This is a genomic window from Pseudomonas sp. BF-B-26 (assembly GCF_019956495.1).
Taxonomy (GTDB): domain Bacteria; phylum Pseudomonadota; class Gammaproteobacteria; order Pseudomonadales; family Pseudomonadaceae; genus Aquipseudomonas.
Genome location: NZ_JAHBDP010000044.1, coordinates 96830 through 115403 on the forward strand (window position 1 = coordinate 96830; position 18574 = coordinate 115403).

Below are 18574 nucleotides of genomic sequence, written 5' to 3' on the forward strand. Positions count from 1 at the left end.
TTTTAATCCTTCCGCTTAAGAAGCTCACCACGGGCCGCTTTCTGGGTTTCCGTGAGGATGCCACGCAATATATTCATTTCCGCCCGGCTGACCGAGCTACGTCCGTACAACCGGCGCAGGCGCGCCATCAAGTGCCGTGGCTTTTCCGGATCGAGGAATTCAATGGCCACCAGGGTTTGCTCCAGGTGCTCATAGAATCGCTCCAGCTCATCCATGGTCGCCAGCTCAGCGCTTTTGACGGAGGCCACTTCTTCCTTCTCGACCTTGCTCGGCTGGCCTTGGGCCGCCAGCCAGGACATGCGCACTTCATAACTCAATACCTGCACCGCTGCCCCAAGGTTCAGCGAGCTGAACTCAGGGTCTGAGGGGATGTGCACGTGATAATGACATCGCTGCAGCTCTTCATTGGTCAGGCCGGAATCTTCACGACCAAAGATCAAGGCAATCTCGGCACCCTGCGCCGCCTCCTCGACCACTTTCACGCCGCATTCGCGGGGATCGAGCAATGGCCAGGGAATGCGACGGTCACGGGCACTGGTGCCGAGCACCAGATTGCAGCCAACCAAGGCATCTTCCAAGGTGGCGACGACTTGCGCGTTTTCAAGGATGTCACCGGCACCGGAAGCACGAGCATCGGCTTCGTGATGCGGGAATAACCGCGGTTCGACCAGCACCAGCCGCGACAGGCCCATGTTCTTCATGGCACGCGCAGCACCGCCGATATTCCCGGGGTGGCTGGTATTGACCAGGACGACACGAATGTTTTGCAGCAAGGGAGGCGCTCTCGAACACTTTAATGGGGAGCAGAATCTTACAGCTCAACCTACCGTTAAGCTATGAAAGCGAACACCGACCTTCTCCTGTAGAAACTTTCTGATAGAATGCCCGGCTTTCTTTAACAACCTTAGGTGACACATCCATGCAGCCCATGCTGAATATCGCGCTGCGCGCCGCCCGCAGCGCCAGTGAATTGATCTTCCGCTCCATCGAGCGCCTGGATACCATCAAGGTCGACGAAAAAGACGCCAAGGATTACGTATCCGAGGTGGATCGCGCCGCTGAGCAAAAAATCATCGACGCGCTGCGCAAGGCCTACCCTACCCACGGCATTCTCGGTGAAGAAACCGGCATGCACCCGGGCAGCGGCGAAGGCGAAGAATACCTGTGGATCATCGATCCGCTGGACGGCACCACCAACTTCCTGCGCGGCATTCCTCACTTCGCTGTCAGCATCGCCTGCAAATACCGCGGTCGTCTGGAACACGCTGTTGTTCTGGACCCGGTTCGCCAGGAAGAATTCACCGCCAGCCGTGGTCGCGGCGCTCAACTGAACGGTCGTCGTCTGCGCGTCAGCGGCCGCACCAGCCTGGACGGCGCCCTGCTGGGTACCGGCTTCCCGTTCCGCGATGACCAGATGGACAACCTCGACAACTACCTGGGCATGTTCCGCGCCCTGGTTGGCCAGACTGCCGGCATCCGCCGCGCTGGCTCGGCGAGCCTGGACCTGGCTTACGTAGCGGCCGGCCGTTTCGACGCCTTCTGGGAGTCGGGCCTGTCCGAATGGGACATGGCTGCAGGCGCCCTGCTGATCCAGGAAGCCGGCGGTTTGGTGAGCGACTTCACCGGCGGTCACGACTTCCTTGAGAAAGGCCACGTCGTTGCCGGTAACACCAAATGCTTCAAAGCAGTACTGACGGCCATTCAGCCGCACCTGCCGGCCTCGCTGAAGCGCTAAGCGAGCAGCCACAAAAAAGCACCCTTCGGGGTGCTTTTTTTATGCCTGAAAATCCAATTCCCGAAAACACTACAGATCCAATGTGGGAGCGGGCTTGCTCGCGAAAGCGGTGCATCAGCCACAGTCAATATTGAATGTGAAGCCGCCTTCGCGAGCAAGCCCGCTCCCACAGTGGATTGGTGGTGATGCATAAATCGTGGACACAAAAAAAGCACCCCGCAGGGTGCTTCTTTTTGACTCTCAAACCTGAATATTTAGCGGTTCTCTTCGTTCTGCCCCAGGATCAGCTTGCCTTCCTTGTCGACCGGAATCTGATTACCCGGATCGCGATCCATCCGCACCTTGCCTTCCTTGCCATCCAGCGAATAACGCACGTCGTAACCTACGACCTTGTCACTGATGTCATTCACCGTATTGCAGCGAGTTTGGGTCGTGGTGTAGGTGTCGCGCTCCTGCATGCCTTCTTGCACCTTGTTACCCGCATAACCACCGCCGACCGCACCGGCCACCGTGGCGATCTTCTTGCCAGTACCGCCGCCGATCTGATTACCCAACAGACCACCCGCCAGCGCACCAACCACCGTACCGGCGATCTGGTGCTGATCTTTCACCGGCGCTTGCCGGGTTACTGCAACGTCCTTGCATACTTCACGTGGCGTCTTGATTTGTGTCTTGACCGGTTCAACGGCTAGAACTTGCGCATACTCAGGGCTGCTTTTTTTAACAAGGCTGTAGGTGGCAACAGCACCCCCGGCCGTCACACCAACAGCACCCAATACTGCACCAACCAGCATCGACTTGTTCACATGAACCTCCTGACCATCACATGCGGGACATGCCCGCGCTTCTCCTAGCCTTGGAGCATAAAAAAAGGCGCGAGTTCAACACTCGCGCCTTTTCGGCCAACAGCTGGAAAACGATAGCCGTTATGGGCGGTCGTCAACTTCCTTATCGGTAGCCACCGCAGGAATCAGATCCTCGGTGCTCAGGTTCAGCCAGATCAGCACGACGTTGGCGATGTAGATCGACGAGTAGGTACCCGCCAATACACCGACAAACAGCGCAATGGAGAAGCCGAACAGGTTGTCGCCACCAAAGAACAGCAGGGCCGCGATCGCCAGCAAGGTGGAGATCGAAGTCGCCATGGTCCGCAGCAGGGTCTGGGTAGTCGAGATGTTGATGTTCTCGATCAAGGTCGCCTTGCGCAGCACACGGAAGTTCTCACGAACCCGGTCGAATACCACGATGGTGTCGTTGAGCGAGTAACCGATAATCGCCAGCACCGCCGCCAACACCGTCAAGTCGAAGGTGATCTGGAAGAACGACAGGATACCGACAGTCACGATCACGTCGTGAATCAACGAAACGATGGCACCGACCGCAAACTTCCACTGAAAGCGGAAAGCCAGGTAGATCAGGATGCCGCCCAATGCCATCAGCATGCCGAGGCCGCCCTGGTCGCGCAGCTCTTCGCCGACCTGAGGGCCGACGAATTCGACACGCTTGACCGTCGCCGGGTTGTCGCCGCCGACTTTCAGCAGCGCTTCTGCCACTTGATGACCCAGCTGCGGGTCTTCACCCGGCATACGCACCAGCAAATCGGTAGTTGCACCGAAGCTCTGCACGATGGCTTCGTGATAACCCGATGTCACCAGTTGCTCACGCACTTTGGTGACGTCGGCCGGACGCTCGTAGGTCAGCTCAATGAGCGTACCGCCGGTGAAGTCCAGGCCCCAGTTCATGCCCTTATGGAAGACGCTGAAAATGGCCAGCACCGTAAGGAACAATGTGACGCCGAACGCAAAGTTGCGAACGCCCATGAAGTTGATTGTACGTAACATGGCAGCCCCTTAAATCCACAACTTCTTGAAGTCACGACCGCCGAAGATCAGGTTGACCATCGCGCGGGTCACCATGATGGCCGTGAACATCGAGGTAAAGATCCCGAGGGACATGGTCACTGCGAAGCCTTTGACCGGGCCGGTGCCCATCGCAAAGAGAATCCCGCCGACCAACAAGGTTGTCAGGTTGGCGTCGAGAATCGCGGTGAATGCCCGGCCGAAGCCTTCGTTGATTGCCCGTTGTACGGTCATGCCCGCTGCGATCTCTTCACGTATCCGCGAGAAGATCAGAACGTTGGCGTCGACCGCCATACCCATGGTCAACACGATACCGGCGATACCCGGCAGGGTCAGCGTTGCACCCAGCAGCGACATCAAGGCCAGCAGCAGCACCATGTTCACTGCCAGAGCGACGGTGGCGATGATGCCGAAGAAGCGGTAGATGGCCATGATAAACAGCGAGACAAACAGCATGCCCCACAGCGATGCATCGATACCTTTGACGATGTTGTCGGCACCCAGGCTCGGGCCAATGGTGCGCTCTTCAGCGAAGTACATCGGGGCAGCCAGACCACCGGCACGCAGCAGCAGCGCCAGCTCGGACGACTCGCCCTGACCGTTCAGGCCAGTGATGCGGAACTGAGCACCCAGCGGCGACTGAATGGTCGCCAGGCTGATGATCTTCTTCTCTTCCTTGAACGTCTGGACCGGCACGTCTTTCTCGACGCCGTTAACCACTTGCTTGACGTAAGTGGTAACCGGACGTTGCTCGATAAAGATCACTGCCATGCTGCGACCGACGTTGCTGCGAGTCGCACGACTCATCAGCTCGCCGCCGTGGCCATCCAGACGGATGTTCACTTCTGGCGTGCCATGCTCGCCGAAGCCAGCCTTGGCGTCAGTCACCTGGTCGCCAGTGATGATCAAGCCACGCTCGATCTGTGCTGGCGGACGCTTGCCTTCACGGAACTCGAAAGTTTCGGAAGTGGCTTTCGAAGCACCTGGCTCAGCGGCCAGACGGAACTCAAGGTTGGCCGTCTTGCCGAGGATACGCTTGGCTTCGGCGGTGTCCTGCACGCCCGGCAGCTCAACCACGATGCGGTTGGCGCCCTGACGCTGAACGATTGGCTCGGCAACACCCAGCTCATTGACGCGGTTACGTACCGTGGTCAAGTTCTGCTTGATGGAGTATTCACGGATTTCCGCCAGCTTGGCCGGGGTCATCGCCAGACGCAGTACCGGTTGGCCATTGAGGTCGGCCGGAACAATGTCGAAATCGTTGAAGCTCTTGCGGATCAGCGCACGGGCTTGTTCGCGGGCTGCTTCATCAGTGAAGCCCAGCTGAATGGCACCGTTGAGTTGCGGCAGGCTGCGATAGCGCAGTTTCTCTTTACGCAACAGGCTCTTCACATCGCCTTCGTACACTTTCAGGCGAGCGTCGAGGGCTTTGTCCATGTCCACTTCCAGCAGGAAGTGCACACCACCGGACAAGTCCAGACCCAGCTTCATCGGGTGCGCGGCCAGGCTGCGCAGCCATTGCGGGGTGGTTTGTGCCAGGTTCAGTGCAACGACGTAGTCATCACCCAATGCCTTGCGCACGACGTCCTTGGCAGGTAGCTGATCTTCAGCCTTGGTCAGACGAATCAGACCGCCCTTGCCGTTTGCTGCCAGGGTGGCAGCCTTGACGTTGATCCCGGATTCCTTGAGCGCTGTGCTCACACGATCCAGATCAGCCTGATTGACCAACAGCGCAGTGCTTGCACCGCTGACCTGAATGGCCGGGTCATCAGGATATAGATTGGGAGCGGAATAAATCAGACCGACCGCCAGCACCGCCAGGATCAGAATGTATTTCCACAGAGGGTATTTGTTCAGCATCACGCCGCCCGCTTATGACGCGGGGCGCCTTGCGCGCCCCGTCGATTGAGTAGAAGTTGAAACTTAGATCGCTTTTAGCGTGCCTTTTGGCAGCGTGGCGGCGATGGCGCCTTTCTGGAACTTCATTTCGATGGTGTCGGAAACTTCCAGAACAACGAAGTCGTCGGCCACTTTAGTGATCTTGCCGGCGATACCACCGGTGGTCACAACTTCGTCGCCTTTCTGCAGGCTGCTCAGCAGGTTCTTCTGCTCTTTGGCGCGCTTGGCCTGTGGACGCCAGATCATCAGGTAGAAGATGACCAGGAAACCGACCAGGAAAATCCACTCAAAACCGCCACCCATAGGGCCGGCAGCTGCCGGTGCAGCAGCGTCAGCCATGGCATTAGAGATAAAAAAGCTCATTTAGCACTCCAGTTGCAAATGTTGAATCTTGGGGTCAGAAAACTCAGTCCAAAGGCGGAACAGGTAACCCGCGTTTGGCGTAGAAGGCATCGACAAAGGCGGCCAATGTACCCTGTTGAATAGCCTCGCGCAAACCAGCCATAAGCACCTGGTAATGGCGCAAATTGTGGATGGTATTCAACATGCTACCCAGCATTTCGCCGCACTTGTCCAGATGGTGCAGATAAGCACGGGAGAAGTTCTGGCAGGTGTAGCAATCGCAGGTCGGATCCAGCGGCGAATCATCATGGCGATGGAACGCGTTACGGATCTTCAGCACGCCTGTATCAATGAACAGATGCCCATTGCGGGCATTACGGGTTGGCATCACGCAATCGAACATGTCCACACCGCGGCGCACACCCTCAACCAGATCTTCCGGTTTGCCAACGCCCATAAGGTAACGAGGTTTGTCAGCCGGCATCTGACCCGGCAGGTAATCCAGCACCTTGATCATCTCGTGTTTCGGCTCGCCCACCGACAGACCGCCAATGGCCAGGCCATCGAAGCCGATATTGTCGAGGCCTTCCAGGGAGCGCATGCGCAAATCCTGGTGCATCCCGCCCTGAACGATGCCGAACAGTGCCGCCGTGTTGTCGCCATGGGCTTCTTTCGAACGCTTGGCCCAACGCAACGACAGCTCCATCGACACCCGCGCGACGTCTTCGTCGGCCGGGTACGGGGTGCATTCGTCAAAGATCATCACGATGTCCGAGCCCAGGTCACGCTGGACCTGCATCGACTCTTCCGGGCCCATGAACACTTTGGCGCCGTCGACAGGAGAAGCGAAGGTTACGCCCTCCTCCTTGATCTTGCGCATGGCGCCCAGGCTGAACACCTGGAAACCGCCGGAGTCAGTCAGAATCGGGCCTTTCCACTGCATGAAATCGTGCAGGTCGCCGTGCTTCTTGATCACTTCGGTGCCAGGACGCAGCCACAAGTGGAAGGTGTTGCCCAGAATGATTTCCGCGCCTATGGCGGTGATATCCCGCGGCAACATGCCCTTGACCGTGCCGTAGGTGCCCACCGGCATGAAGGCCGGGGTTTCTACGGTACCGCGTGGAAAGGTCAAACGACCGCGACGAGCCTTGCCGTCGGTAGCAAGTAACTCAAACGACATACGACTTTGGCGACTCATTCTGTTTCCTCAGGGCCACGTGGTGCTGGGTTACGGGTGATAAACATCGCATCACCGTAGCTGAAAAAGCGGTATTCATGCTCCACGGCGGCTTTATAAGCGGCCATGGCTTCGGGATAACCGGCAAACGCCGAAACCAGCATCAACAGCGTGGATTCGGGCAAATGGAAATTGGTGACCAGGGCATCGACCACATGAAACGGCCGGCCCGGGTAGATAAAGATGTCGGTGTCGCCACTGAACGGCTTGAGCACGCCATCGCGCGCGGCACTTTCCAGAGAACGCACGCTGGTGGTCCCCACGGCCACCACGCGACCACCGCGAGCGCGACAGGCTTCGACGGCATCGACCACGTCCTGGCCGACTTCCAGCCATTCGCTGTGCATGTGGTGATCTTCGATCTTCTCGACGCGCACCGGCTGGAACGTGCCGGCGCCGACGTGCAAGGTCACGAACGCCGTCTCGACGCCCTTGGCGGCAATCGCCTCCATCAGCGGCTGATCGAAATGCAGCCCCGCCGTCGGCGCCGCCACCGCGCCCAAACGCTCGGCGTAGACCGTCTGATAACGCTCGCGGTCCGAGCCTTCATCCGGGCGGTCTATATAAGGAGGCAACGGCATGTGCCCGACGCGGTCGAGCAGCGGCAACACCTCTTCGGCGAACCCCAACTCAAACAACGCGTCATGGCGCGCCAGCATCTCGGCTTCGCCACCGCCGTCGATCAGGATCTTCGACCCCGGCTTCGGCGACTTGCTGGAGCGCACATGGGCCAGCACGCGATGACTGTCCAGCACCCGCTCCACCAGGATTTCCAGCTTGCCGCCGGAAGCCTTCTGGCCAAACAGCCGCGCCGGAATCACCCGGGTATTGTTGAACACCATCAAATCGCCCGGGCGCAAATGCTCAAGCAAATCAGTGAATTGACGGTGTGCCAGGGCGCCGCTGACCCCATCAAGGGTCAACAGGCGACTGTTGCGACGCTCGGCCAAAGGATGGCGGGCAATCAGCGAATCAGGGAGCTCGAAGGTAAAGTCAGCAACGCGCATGATGGGGTTCGTCTAGCAGGGCCGGGAAGTCTAGCGGAAATATCAAAAATTCTCCATGTACCTGATTGACCGACGGTTATCTCATCTCTATACTTCGCCGCCATTGAGCCCTGATGGCGGAATTGGTAGACGCGGCGGATTCAAAATCCGTTTTCGCAAGAAGTGGGAGTTCGAGTCTCCCTCGGGGCACCATTTGCAGTACATAGACGACTACCAGCGTCTACGCAACACCCCTAGAGCCCGCTAACTGCGGGCTTTTTGGTCTCTGGGGTTCCATCTCCGTCCCTTGCAAGCCAGCCTCTTTTTGGTACATTTTCTGTACAGATTCCAGTTCGAGAACCGGAGGTGTACAGCCATGCCCCTCACTGCCTTGCAAGTCAAAGCGTCCAAGCCTGTCGACAAGCAATACACGCTGAGTGATAGTTCGGGTCTTGCCCTTCTAGTCCAGCCGAACGGCCACAAGTACTGGCATTTCCGCTATTCGTATCATGGTCGCCCGGCGCGCATGTCATTGGGCGTCTACCCGAGCATCTCCTTGCAGGAAGCTCGCGAACGGGCTGCCGAATGCCGCAAGCTGCTCAAGGAAGGAACCAATCCTGGAGCCAAACGCCGGGATGACAAGCAGCAGCAACGGGAGGCTGGGCTCAACACCTTCAGGCGAGCTACGGAGTACTGGTATCAGTTCAAGGCCGATTCCGGCCGCAGCCATGCGACGCTAAAGAAGATTCGCGACTACCTCGACAAGGATCTGCTACCGGCGCTCGGCGAGATGCAGCTGGAGCACATTACTCGCGCCGACTGCGCGAAGTTGCAGGCCAGCATCGAAAAGCGCGGGGCGTTCAATGTGGCAGACAAGGCTCGGACCTGGCTCAAGCAGATTTTCAGTCAGGCGATTGCGCGGGGGTTGTGCGAACACAATCCGGCTTCAGAACTTCATGCCATCGCGTTGGCGCCGCCTTCCCCTGAGCACTATCCGCATTTGCGTGAAAGCGAGCTGCCGGAATTTCTTCAGGCGCTGAGCAAAACCACCAGCCGGCTGCCGTCGAGGATTGCTTCGTGGATGGCAATACTGACGGCGAGCCGACCCGGCATGGTTCGGTATGCGACGTGGGATGAAATCGATTTTGAAGAAGGGACGTGGACCATACCGGCTGAACGCATGAAGATGCGCCGGGACTATGTCAGTCCCCTGCCCCATCAACTGATCGCGATGCTGATCAAGCTCCACCAATGCACTGGACGCAGCCGCTACCTGTTTCCGGGTAGTGGCGAGAAACGGCCCGTCATCAGCGAGAACACGATCAATCTGGTGTTTGCCAAGATTGGCTATAAAGGGCGGATGGTGAGCCATGGCGTTCGCCACACCGCGAGCACGCTGCTGCGCGAACATGGGTGGCTGAAGGATCATGTTGAAAGTCAACTGGCTCATGTCGAGGGTGGCATTGCTGGGGAGTACAACCAGGCGCTATACCTGACGCAACGGCGGATCATGATGCAGTGGTATGCCGATTATCTCGATGCGCTCAGGGTTGGGATTACGGCGAGCCTGCGGGATCAGTTTGATACGCGAGTTAATCAGTTTCTGTCGCGTAAGTCTTCGGAGCTTCTCGGGGTCAACGCGGTCGGTGGCGGCATCAGCGCCTTGGAAGATGAGCGTGGCGCATTCCAGCGCTAACACGTCAGTGAAAAATCTCCACAGCTTTGCCTTCCACGCGGGCCCTTCCAAGCAGGGCTGCAAAGCCGCCCTGCTTGGAAGGGCCTCACTTGAAAAATCTAAAATCAGCGTAACCGTCTTCTAGAAACCACGGTTTTCCATAGACGGCTTATGCCATTCGCAGCCGCAGAATTCTCGAAAAATCGAGCATTGACCCTGTCTATCGGATCGCGTAGAAAAGATCGTGCAAACGCTGTCGTTGACAGCAACCCAGGTAGCCAGAACCTCTAAGGCTACGCCACACCGTGGTGGTTCTCCCAAAGTGCGATTAGCGTCCGGCGGCTCGCACGGTCACAGCGATGTGATGGATGCCTACTTTTACCAGTGTGCCCACTGCGGCAACTCACCCCCTTTCATAGCTGCCCTGCAGCAACCTATTCGCTTGGCCATTTCCTTGCGCCAACCTGCGCCCGTCTCTTTCTCCCGGAAAGAGACGGGCGCTCTTACCGCTGCTGCAGCCCAACTCGTACAAGGCTTTACGGCATTTCCCCTAGTGACAATCGGCGTGACAAACACCGACGTCACCAGCAACAGCGATGCAGATGATGGTGCCGCACCCCACGGAATGGACTGCACCTGACTGACAGTCAGGTATGCCCCGATCATCGCTTCACTGCCTTCACCCGACTCAGGATCTCGCGGCGTTGGTCTCGTCAGCCGGTGCAGCCTCCACCCGCCCACTTCTGCGGAAGTGTTCAGGAGGCCAGATCATGAGATGCCCAAGCTCCCGGTCGTAAGGAGCCGCCAGTCCCGCGTCAGTGGACATCCCTCACAGGTCGCAGGGGCCTTGATCCCTGATAACACTCAACATTCTTGGCGGGATGACGTGGGGAAGGTTTAGAAGTTTTGGCTTCGAGCGGAGTTCGATCATGGCACTGATAGGTAAACGTGACGAGCACAATTTTGGCTATGGTCGACAACTGAGTTATGCCGGACCCCAGGCGCTGAAAGATCTATTTTGCGGCGGGCATTACGGCACGGTCAAAGCGCACAGTGATCGGTGGCAGGCGTTTGTGCACTGGTGTCGCTCGGAGGATGGGCCGGGGGTTAACGATGCGCGGCAAATTGATCGGAAGACCTTGCTGGACTATGCCGAACATCTGCGCCAGCAAGTTGAACAAGGTGAGCTCGCCATCGCCACTGCGCAAAACCGATTGTCCAGCGTCAACCGGACCCTGGCAGCGCTTCGCGGTGATCAATATGTGAAAGTGCCGAGTCCGAGCAAGGCGCTGGGAATGCGGCGCACCGGTGTTCGTCGTTCGGTGCCGCAAGGCCAAGACTGCGAACATGTGAACAGGGTCGTAGAGGTGCTTTGCGCACACCAGCAGCCGCGTGCCGCGGCCATCGCTCAGTTAGCGCGAGCCACCGGCATGCGCTTACGTGAGGCCATTCTGGCCGACCTACCGCGACTCAAGCGTGAAGCCGAACATTACGACAAGATCAACATCCAGGACGGCACCAAAGGTGGCCGCGGCGGCGCAACCGCGCCTCGTTGGATCACGGTGGATGACCATATTCGCGAAGCGCTCAGGTACGCCGAACAGATCTCACCCGACGGTAGCCGCAACCTGCTGGCACCGAACGAGAGCTACCTCGATTTCCAACGGGAAATCGTCCGCCCCGCCCGACACATCCTCCATCAGCACAACCTCAAAGGTTTCCACGAACTGCGCGCGGCTTATGCGTGCGAACGCTATGAGCAGATCACCCATCACCTAGCGCCCATCAACGGTGGCAGGTGCAGGCGCCTCGATCCACGCCTTGATCGAGAGGCACGCTTACAAATCAGCTATGAGCTGGGACACGGTCGAATCGACGTGGTATCGGCGTACATCGGTGGTCGGGTATGAATAAACCATTCGATATGGAGATCTTCTTGGCTGGGGTGCTGACTGGAGCCCATGCCACACGCGAACGTCACATCCGCCAGGCCAAGACTATTCAAGCAGCGATTTCTGAACGCTGGAACCGAGATAATCCATGGACATGGCAAAGAAAACATCTCGTTTGGTTTTTGAACAGCCACATGAACTCAAACTCGAAATCGACGCGCTACTACTACCTGCTGACCACAAACCTGATCACTCTGCGCCTAGGAAAATCCTGGAATTTTCAACGTTAGCCGAATGCCAGCAACTGCGCGCTCAGTATCCCTAACTGGCAGATTGAGCCAGCCAACGATTTGATTGGGATTAGGGCGGGCCTCTTGAGCCCCTGAACCTAACCTCTGTTGTTTGATAACCTCTATGTTTTACTGATGGACTGAGGGTTGTAGCTCGAGGCTACAGGCTTCACCTGAGACGTAGAGGCTGAAGGCGGTGATAGACACTAGTCTGGTGGCGAAGCTAAGGGCTGAGAATGCAAGATTGGTTGCCTTGCTGGATGCTCATGGCATCGAATGGCGCCCGCCTGCTGAGCCAGTCAAGATAACGATTGTCCAAGCAGAACAATCACAGCAACTCGATACTGATGGAAAGCTTGCCCTATTCCGAAGCTTGTTTCGTGGTAGGACGGACGTTTATCCCATCCGCTGGGAAAGCAAGGCAGGCAAATCAGGATACGCACCCGCTTGCGCAAACGAATGGAGGCCTGGCGTTTGTGAGAAGCCCCGAATTAAATGTGGCGACTGCGGTAACCGCCAGCTGCTTCCGCTGACCGATGAGGTGGTCTATCGCCATCTGGCGGGCGAAGTGGTCGTTGGTATCTACCCCCTACTCTCTGATGACACTTGTTATTTTTTGGCGGTCGACTTCGATGAGGCCGAATGGCGTGATGATTCCAAAGCTTTTGTGCAGTCATGCCATGAGCTGAACGTCCCGGTGGCGCTGGAAATATCGCGCTCAGGCCAAGGGGCTCATGGCTGGATTTTCTTTGAGCGTAATGTTCCTGCCTGCGATGCGCGCCGCCTCGGTGCCACAATCATCAGTCATGCCTGTGAGCGCACCCGGCAGTTGGCGCTCAGCTCCTATGATCGACTGTTTCCAAACCAGGACTATATGCCCAAAGGCGGCTTTGGAAATCTCATCGCGCTCCCTTTACAAAAGCGGGCCAGGGCCCAAAACAATAGCGTTTTTGTAGACGACTCGCTTGAGCCTCATCCTGATCAATGGGCCTTCCTGGCATCGATTCAGCGCATGAGTCCAGAAGATATCCAGCCCGTTATTATCCAGGCGATGGGTAATCGGGACCCTTTAGGGGTCGCCTATGTCGATGACGAAGGTGATGCAGAACCTTGGAAAGATCGTGAGTCGAGATCACGTAAATTGACATGCCCGTTGCCTGCTGCTGTGAACATCACGCTGGCTAATTTAATTTACTTTGAAAAGTCGGAATTGCCACAGCCATTGGCAAACCAGCTTGTCCGGCTCGCTGCCTTTCAAAATCCTGAGTTCTACAAAGCTCAGGCCATGCGCATGTCAGTGTGGAACAAGCCAAGGATTATCGGCTGTGCCCAGAACTTCCCCAAACATATTGCGTTACCACGTGGCTGTTTGGATGCTGCGCTGGAGCTTTTAGAGGAAAACGGGGTTACCCCTATTCTTAAAGACGAACGCTTCGCGGGCGACCCCATCGACGTGAGCTTTCTCGGGACCCTGCGTTCTGACCAAGAGGCTGCTGTCAGCGCAATGCTAAGTCATGACACCGGTATCCTCTGCGCACCGACAGCTTTCGGTAAAACGGTGAGTGCTGCTGCGTTGATTGCCGCACGTGGCATTAACACGTTGGTGCTTGTGCATCGGACGGAACTGTTAAGGCAGTGGCAAGAGCGCTTGCAGGCGTTCTTGGGAGTCGGGAATGGTGTCGTTGGTACTCTTGGGGGCGGAAAAGCGAAGCTTACCGGCATCATCGACATTGCCGTAATGCAGTCGTTATCGCGAAAAGGCGAGATCAGCGATCAGGTAAAAAATTACGGCCAGATCATCGTTGATGAGTGTCATCACCTATCAGCAGTGTCATTCGAGGCACTACTGAGGAGCGCGACCGCGCGGTACGTACTGGGACTCACAGCAACCCCAGTGCGCCGAGATGGGCAGCAGCCCATTATTTTCATGCAGTGCGGACCGATCCGACATTCTGCTGCTCGACCAGCGAGTGCGCCCCATGACCTATCTGTCGTGCCTCGATTACTGCCCAAACCAATAGTGGTCCCCGACGGTTTTGGGATTCAGGACGTTTTTCGGCGTCTAGCCGACGACTCTGAGCGGACAGCCAAAATCGTCTCGGAGATTGAGCTGGCGTACAACGAGGGTAGAAAAATTCTAGTGCTAACGGAGCGGACGGAACATGTGGATGCCCTTGAATTAGAATTGAAGCCGCGCGTGCATAACCTTTTCACGCTTCATGGGCGAGTGCCTAAGAAACAGCGAATTTCCCGTATGCATGAGCTTGAGTCCCTTCCCCCTGATGCTCCACGGGTGCTGTTGGCAACAGGAAAACTAGTAGGTGAAGGCTTCGATCACCCGCCGTTGGACACTCTGGTACTGGCGATGCCCATCTCATGGAAGGGAATCCTTCAGCAATATGCGGGGCGGTTGCATCGATCGCATGCCGATAAGGCCGACGTGCGAGTGATCGACTTCGTTGACGAGGGTAATGTTGCGCTGCTGAGGATGTGGGATAAGCGCCAGGCGGGTTACAAAGCGATGGGCTACCGTATGGCTGATTCCATGGCCACCATGGACCTACTCTAACGTGGTTGACAGTTGACATATCAACGACCCCACTTTCGTAGACGAATGACCGGCCGCTGTGGGCCCAGGCTGTGTAAAAACGCAGACACTGTTTTGAAGCCTGCGTCGCTACGTAAAATTTGCCAATGATTGGTGTATCAGCGGACCTGAAATTTGCGTAGGAACGCGATTTTCGTTCTGGTTCTGACTGTCAAACCTGCTCTAAACCGTTTTTACACAGCCTCAGTCGAAAGCGGTCGGTATCCACGGTTTGGAGCTGATCCGCGCGGATACCCTAGGTGGTGACCATTTGCGGTGACCACCACCAGTGACCACTTTTTGCTGGTCACATAGACAACAACTCTCGTGCGCGAAAGGAGCCTAAGAGTAGGGCGCTGAGTTTCTACTCAGGGTAAAAATGTCCCATGAACGTAAGTGCTTCAATCGCCCAGGCGTAAGGGGCAAACCTCGGATCTCCACCCTCGAATGCCTGTGCGACTTTCTGAGCATTTTCAAGGCTGTCCCATTTAGCCAGGTCGGCGAAAACACGACCTTGTGGTTCGGGACAATAACCTGAGAACTCAATCAACCCATCAAACCCCTTGAGGGTTTCCCGAAGCATCAACCGCAACTCAGGCATTTTGCCTTCGAAGCCCTCCTTGACAGTGAAGATTGCTAGCTCGAGTACGTGGCTGTTCTGCGTCATATATCACTCCGATTGTATGGTGAGGAGCGACCAGTATGTGAGGGTCATACTGACACCGTACTGTCAGTGCTGGAAAGATTGCTGAGCCGCCCATTGATCTGACTGAAACTGCATGTATGACCGCAGATTCCATTCCGCCTCAAGCTTCTGACCATCCGTCATGAACTGCAGGCTTCGTATCCGGTCAACTCGAAAGTCTCTGTATGCCTTTCGGGACGTACACCAGGTTCCGACAGTCCACTTTCCTCCCCAGTAGAAAAGACCCAAGGGGAACACCGTCCTGTCCGAGGTCTCTCCACTCAAGCTGAAATATGAAAAGCGGACAGCTTTTGCCTGCTGAATAGCACGATGGAGATCGTCCAAACATCGTTGGTCTGGAGTGACGGGCTTAACCCTCAACGCTCGGATATTGGAAAACGATGGCTCCGTATTGCGGAACGGCAATGCGGCAGCAACTTTGCTTAACAGCGTCCTTGCAGAAGAAGCGAGTTCAGCGCCTGCAGAATTTGAAAGCATCTCAACGCCCAGCATCAGCGCGTCGAGTTCATCCTGGGTGAGTGTCAGAGGCGGCAACTCAAACCCTTCGTGCAGAGCATACCCAACACCAGCGACGCCATAGAGAGGAATACCGCTTACAGACAGGTCGTCGACATACCGATAAATCGTGCGGACTGAGACGCCAATACGCCCTGCCAAGTCTTCCGCTGTAATCGGCTGATGTACCCGGATCAGGTTTACTACCTGGAATAGCCGATCTGATTTACGCATGTACTCAAGGACCAATGTGCTCGATTTTAGGAAGGGCGTTGCCATCGCCTCCGAAGCATCCCATGTGTCGGGCGCATCTCGTCTGCGGGGCACTGGAGTGAATCAAAACCTGCTCTACTCAGAGCCAAAGTGTTTATTCTCCCCCATTTGGGGAAACAACCCCATGAATGAGCCGCGTCAAGTGCCTAACGGCGTGTTTTCAAGCAGTGTTTCACGCAGACTTTTCACGCAGGTGGAATGCGCGAAACTGTCTCTGAGACAGAATTGTCCGGCATTGGTACGCAGCCAGGTACGCACCATTGGTACGTACTCGCCAATGCGTACCGGCCACGAGTTCGCACCCAAGTTCGCACTTCTGGTTCGCAGTGCTGGCGTGCGAAATTGCACTCCACTTGCCCACCCGTTTGCATTCGACCTGGCCAGTCATTTGCATTCGCTCTGACCACCGATTGCATCGGATTTGGCCAACACGCTCTGTAACTATGACCGGCAGAAATCGGCCGATTCTGTTGAAAAAGTCGGATTTTCAGCTCGCCTGAACCCAGGCACGGCCGTCGGCGGATAACCTACTCACCACATTGAGTGGTTTTTCGGCCCTTCGTTGACCTTTGCGGGTCTGTTATTGGGTTAGTTTGAGGTTTTTGGCTTGGTGCAGGCGCACCTATCCCGTAGAAGGTGGCCCTTGAGATGCAAGTTTGGCCAGACGTCGCAGGTTCTGTACCGCGGCCGCCAGCGTGAACTCATCGGACGCGCCACTCATGCCACGTAGTCGCAAGCGATCCAGTTTCAGGATGCGCTTGAGGTGGGCAAACAACATTTCGACCTTCTTACGCTCGTGGCGAGAGCGCACGTATTGCGCCGTCGCTGCGATGCGCCGAGCCACATCACGAGCGGCTTCATGGACGCTGCGAGCGATCTTCCGAAACGCAGTGTTGGGGCAACACTTGGCCTTCATCGAACAGGCTACGCAGTCGGCCTGTCGGGATCGGAAGATGATGGTGTTGGCTTTGGTGACGTGTGAGCGCTCGTTCTTGAAGGCTCGCCATTCGCTACGTAATACGTTGCCGGCTGGGCAGCGGTATTCCTCAGCCTCTTCATTCCAATGGAAATCGTTACTCGAATAGCTGTCGTTCTTGCGCTCAGTTTTGTCCCACACCGGCACATGCGGTTCGATGTCTTTTTCCTCCACCATCCAGGCCAGCATCGGCGCTGTGCCGTAAGCGGTGTCGCCAATGAGGCGCTCTGGCTTGATGTCGAACTGCGCTTCGACCCGATCGATCATCGTCTTGGTGCTCTCGACTTCTGCGGTTCGATGAGCCGGTGTGGGTTCCACATCCATGATCACGCCGTGCTCGGTATCGATCAGATAGTTCGTGGAGTAAGCATAGAAAGCTGGGCCGCCTGGAGCAGCGGTCCAGCGGGCTTGAGGATCCGTCAGCGACAGGCGCTTCGGTAGCGTTTCGGACAAAGCCTCTTCATCGAGGCCTTCAAGGTACTCACGCACGGCGCGGGTGCTCAGGGCCGGATCGCTCCAGTTGACCTGTTCATCACCCGGTACGCCGCGCTGCCGACTCGCATCCGCTTTGATGATGCTGGCGTCCACGGCAAATCCTTCGCCTTTAACCAGGCCTGCGTCCATGCAGCGACGCAGCACTTCATTGAACAACCAGCGAAACAGATCACTGTCCCGAAAACGGCCGTGTCGATTTTTGGAAAAGGTCGAGTGATTGGGGACTTCATCTTCAAGGCTCAACCGGCAGAACCAGCGATATGCCAGGTTCAAATGGGCCTCTTCGCACAACCGCCGTTCGGAGCGGATGCCATAGCAGTAGCCGACGATCAGCATGCGGATCATCAGTTCAGGATCAATCGACGGACGCCCAATCGGGCTATAGAAATCGGCGAGGTAATGGCGCAGGTCGCTCAGATCAAGACACCGATCAATGTTGCGCAGAAGGTGATTGGCTGGAATGTGATCTTCAAGGTTGAACGAGTAAAACAGTCGTTCCTGCCCACTCGATAACTGTCCCATCATGCTGCGTGCTTCCCTGCTGGCCAATGTAGAGATTTTGCCGCAGGCCAAACAGGGGAGCTACTTTTTCAACAGAATCGGCCAGAAGCAGCCACTCGGCTGGATCCTTTCGTTTGATTATAGGATGGGGTTTATCCCGTCCCCGGCGAGCGAAGCGAACGCTTGAACCGTAGATTCGGCTCTAGGAGTACACGGTGCCGGGCGGCATTTTTATGCCGCACAGTGCACGGTAGCAAACACCATTTCCATATACCAAGCATTTATCCTGGGCTTGAGCTTTAAGTATTAACGCTCGCAACCTTTGGACAATCCGAACGGCTCGACGTCTGAATAACAGCGGTTTGATTGGCCGCTTTTCTTGCCTTGGGTGTTGGATTTCACCGAGATACTCCTGCCAACTTGTTGGTTGCTGATAGAGCTGTGTTTCGAGACCGTTCAAAATTGCCAATGCGTCAGCTAGATCGTCAGTTCTCAAGCGGAACATTACATTCATTGATGTAATGCTTATCCGTGCATCTCTTTGTGCATATCGTTCAAAAGCAGGTGCTATAAGGGAAAAATATCCAAACGCATGAAAGCAGTCAGATCTGAAAACAATTCGGTCT

The 18574-nt window shown here is 56.5% G+C and carries 15 protein-coding genes and 1 tRNA gene; 6 read left to right on the top strand and 10 right to left on the bottom strand.

All coding sequences use genetic code 11. From position 1 onward, the window contains the following. Nucleotides 1-2: 2 nt before the first annotated feature. Nucleotides 3-773, bottom strand: coding sequence for a tRNA (cytosine(32)/uridine(32)-2'-O)-methyltransferase TrmJ (gene trmJ / locus KGB03_RS03565; protein WP_192410236.1), 771 nt, complete (start codon nt 771-773; stop codon nt 3-5). A 146-nt stretch (nt 774-919) separates the two neighbouring features. On the opposite strand from trmJ, the gene suhB reads away from it, so the two are divergent. Next, nucleotides 920-1735 carry an inositol-phosphate phosphatase gene (suhB, locus tag KGB03_RS03570; RefSeq protein WP_008147729.1) on the top strand — a complete coding sequence of 272 codons (816 nt, stop codon included), beginning with the start codon at nt 920-922 and terminating at the stop codon, nt 1733-1735. A 254-nt stretch (nt 1736-1989) separates the two neighbouring features. Here suhB and KGB03_RS03575 read toward each other — a convergent pair whose 3' ends face one another. From KGB03_RS03575 to queA, 6 genes are all read right to left on the bottom strand, one after another. Beyond that, nucleotides 1990-2541: a glycine zipper 2TM domain-containing protein gene (locus tag KGB03_RS03575; RefSeq protein WP_111450285.1), complete on the bottom strand. Its 552-nt coding sequence runs from the start codon at nt 2539-2541 to the stop codon at nt 1990-1992. A 120-nt stretch (nt 2542-2661) separates the two neighbouring features. After that, on the bottom strand, nt 2662-3576 hold the full coding sequence (gene secF / locus KGB03_RS03580; RefSeq protein ID WP_223526356.1) for a protein translocase subunit SecF: 915 nt from the start codon (nt 3574-3576) through the stop codon (nt 2662-2664). 9 nt (nt 3577-3585) lie between these two features. Further along, a complete protein-coding gene (gene secD, locus KGB03_RS03585; RefSeq protein WP_111450287.1) occupies nt 3586-5454 on the bottom strand; it encodes a protein translocase subunit SecD in 1869 nt (622 codons plus the stop codon). Nucleotides 5455-5517: 63 nt separating this feature from the next. Beyond that, the gene (gene yajC, locus KGB03_RS03590) at nt 5518-5856 is read right to left on the bottom strand and encodes a preprotein translocase subunit YajC (RefSeq protein ID WP_111450288.1); all 339 of its coding nucleotides are present in this window, start codon (nt 5854-5856) and stop codon (nt 5518-5520) included. A gap of 43 nt (nt 5857-5899) precedes the next feature. Continuing rightward, the gene (tgt, locus tag KGB03_RS03595) at nt 5900-7015 is read right to left on the bottom strand and encodes a tRNA guanosine(34) transglycosylase Tgt (protein WP_223526370.1); all 1116 of its coding nucleotides are present in this window, start codon (nt 7013-7015) and stop codon (nt 5900-5902) included. 14 nt (nt 7016-7029) lie between these two features. Beyond that, on the bottom strand, nt 7030-8079 hold the full coding sequence (gene queA, locus KGB03_RS03600) for a tRNA preQ1(34) S-adenosylmethionine ribosyltransferase-isomerase QueA (protein ID WP_008147713.1): 1050 nt from the start codon (nt 8077-8079) through the stop codon (nt 7030-7032). 107 nt (nt 8080-8186) lie between these two features. Here queA and KGB03_RS03605 point away from each other — a divergent pair. From KGB03_RS03605 to KGB03_RS03625, 5 genes are all read left to right on the top strand, one after another. Beyond that, nucleotides 8187-8271, top strand: a tRNA-Leu gene (locus KGB03_RS03605). Nucleotides 8272-8434: 163 nt separating this feature from the next. After that, on the top strand, nt 8435-9754 hold the full coding sequence (locus tag KGB03_RS03610) for a tyrosine-type recombinase/integrase (RefSeq protein ID WP_223526357.1): 1320 nt from the start codon (nt 8435-8437) through the stop codon (nt 9752-9754). A gap of 908 nt (nt 9755-10662) precedes the next feature. Next, complete coding sequence (locus KGB03_RS03615) at nt 10663-11643, top strand: integrase domain-containing protein (RefSeq protein ID WP_223526358.1); 981 nt, start codon at nt 10663-10665, stop codon at nt 11641-11643. Continuing rightward, entirely contained in the window at nt 11640-11915 is a 276-nt protein-coding gene (locus tag KGB03_RS03620) for a hypothetical protein (RefSeq protein ID WP_223526359.1), read from the top strand. Before KGB03_RS03615 ends, KGB03_RS03620 begins: the two co-directional genes overlap by 4 nt. Nucleotides 11916-12111: 196 nt before the next feature. After that, on the top strand, nt 12112-14484 hold the full coding sequence (locus KGB03_RS03625) for a TOTE conflict system archaeo-eukaryotic primase domain-containing protein (RefSeq protein ID WP_223526360.1): 2373 nt from the start codon (nt 12112-12114) through the stop codon (nt 14482-14484). A gap of 382 nt (nt 14485-14866) precedes the next feature. On the opposite strand, the gene KGB03_RS03630 is transcribed toward KGB03_RS03625, so the two are convergent. The 3 genes from KGB03_RS03630 to KGB03_RS03640 form a co-directional block, all read right to left on the bottom strand. Then, a complete protein-coding gene (locus tag KGB03_RS03630; RefSeq protein WP_223526361.1) occupies nt 14867-15169 on the bottom strand; it encodes a hypothetical protein in 303 nt (100 codons plus the stop codon). Between the two features lie 63 nt (nt 15170-15232). Continuing rightward, nucleotides 15233-15937 carry a helix-turn-helix transcriptional regulator gene (locus KGB03_RS03635; RefSeq protein WP_223526362.1) on the bottom strand — a complete coding sequence of 235 codons (705 nt, stop codon included), beginning with the start codon at nt 15935-15937 and terminating at the stop codon, nt 15233-15235. Nucleotides 15938-16598: 661 nt separating this feature from the next. Next, the gene (locus KGB03_RS03640; RefSeq protein ID WP_223526363.1) at nt 16599-17972 is read right to left on the bottom strand and encodes a transposase; all 1374 of its coding nucleotides are present in this window, start codon (nt 17970-17972) and stop codon (nt 16599-16601) included. Between the last annotated feature and the right edge of the window lie 602 nt (nt 17973-18574).

Coding starts and splice junctions, on each gene's coding strand:
- secF (WP_223526356.1), bottom strand. CDS start 3,576: ATGTTACGTACAATCAACTTCATGGGCGTTCGCAACTTTGCGTTCGGC.
- KGB03_RS03640 (WP_223526363.1), bottom strand. CDS start 17,972: ATGATGGGACAGTTATCGAGTGGGCAGGAACGACTGTTTTACTCGTTC.
- secD (WP_111450287.1), bottom strand. CDS start 5,454: ATGCTGAACAAATACCCTCTGTGGAAATACATTCTGATCCTGGCGGTG.
- KGB03_RS03620 (WP_223526359.1), top strand. CDS start 11,640: ATGAATAAACCATTCGATATGGAGATCTTCTTGGCTGGGGTGCTGACT.
- suhB (WP_008147729.1), top strand. CDS start 920: ATGCAGCCCATGCTGAATATCGCGCTGCGCGCCGCCCGCAGCGCCAGT.
- KGB03_RS03615 (WP_223526358.1), top strand. CDS start 10,663: ATGGCACTGATAGGTAAACGTGACGAGCACAATTTTGGCTATGGTCGA.
- KGB03_RS03630 (WP_223526361.1), bottom strand. CDS start 15,169: ATGACGCAGAACAGCCACGTACTCGAGCTAGCAATCTTCACTGTCAAG.
- KGB03_RS03635 (WP_223526362.1), bottom strand. CDS start 15,937: ATGCGTAAATCAGATCGGCTATTCCAGGTAGTAAACCTGATCCGGGTA.
- KGB03_RS03610 (WP_223526357.1), top strand. CDS start 8,435: ATGCCCCTCACTGCCTTGCAAGTCAAAGCGTCCAAGCCTGTCGACAAG.
- tgt (WP_223526370.1), bottom strand. CDS start 7,015: ATGTCGTTTGAGTTACTTGCTACCGACGGCAAGGCTCGTCGCGGTCGT.
- yajC (WP_111450288.1), bottom strand. CDS start 5,856: ATGAGCTTTTTTATCTCTAATGCCATGGCTGACGCTGCTGCACCGGCA.
- queA (WP_008147713.1), bottom strand. CDS start 8,079: ATGCGCGTTGCTGACTTTACCTTCGAGCTCCCTGATTCGCTGATTGCC.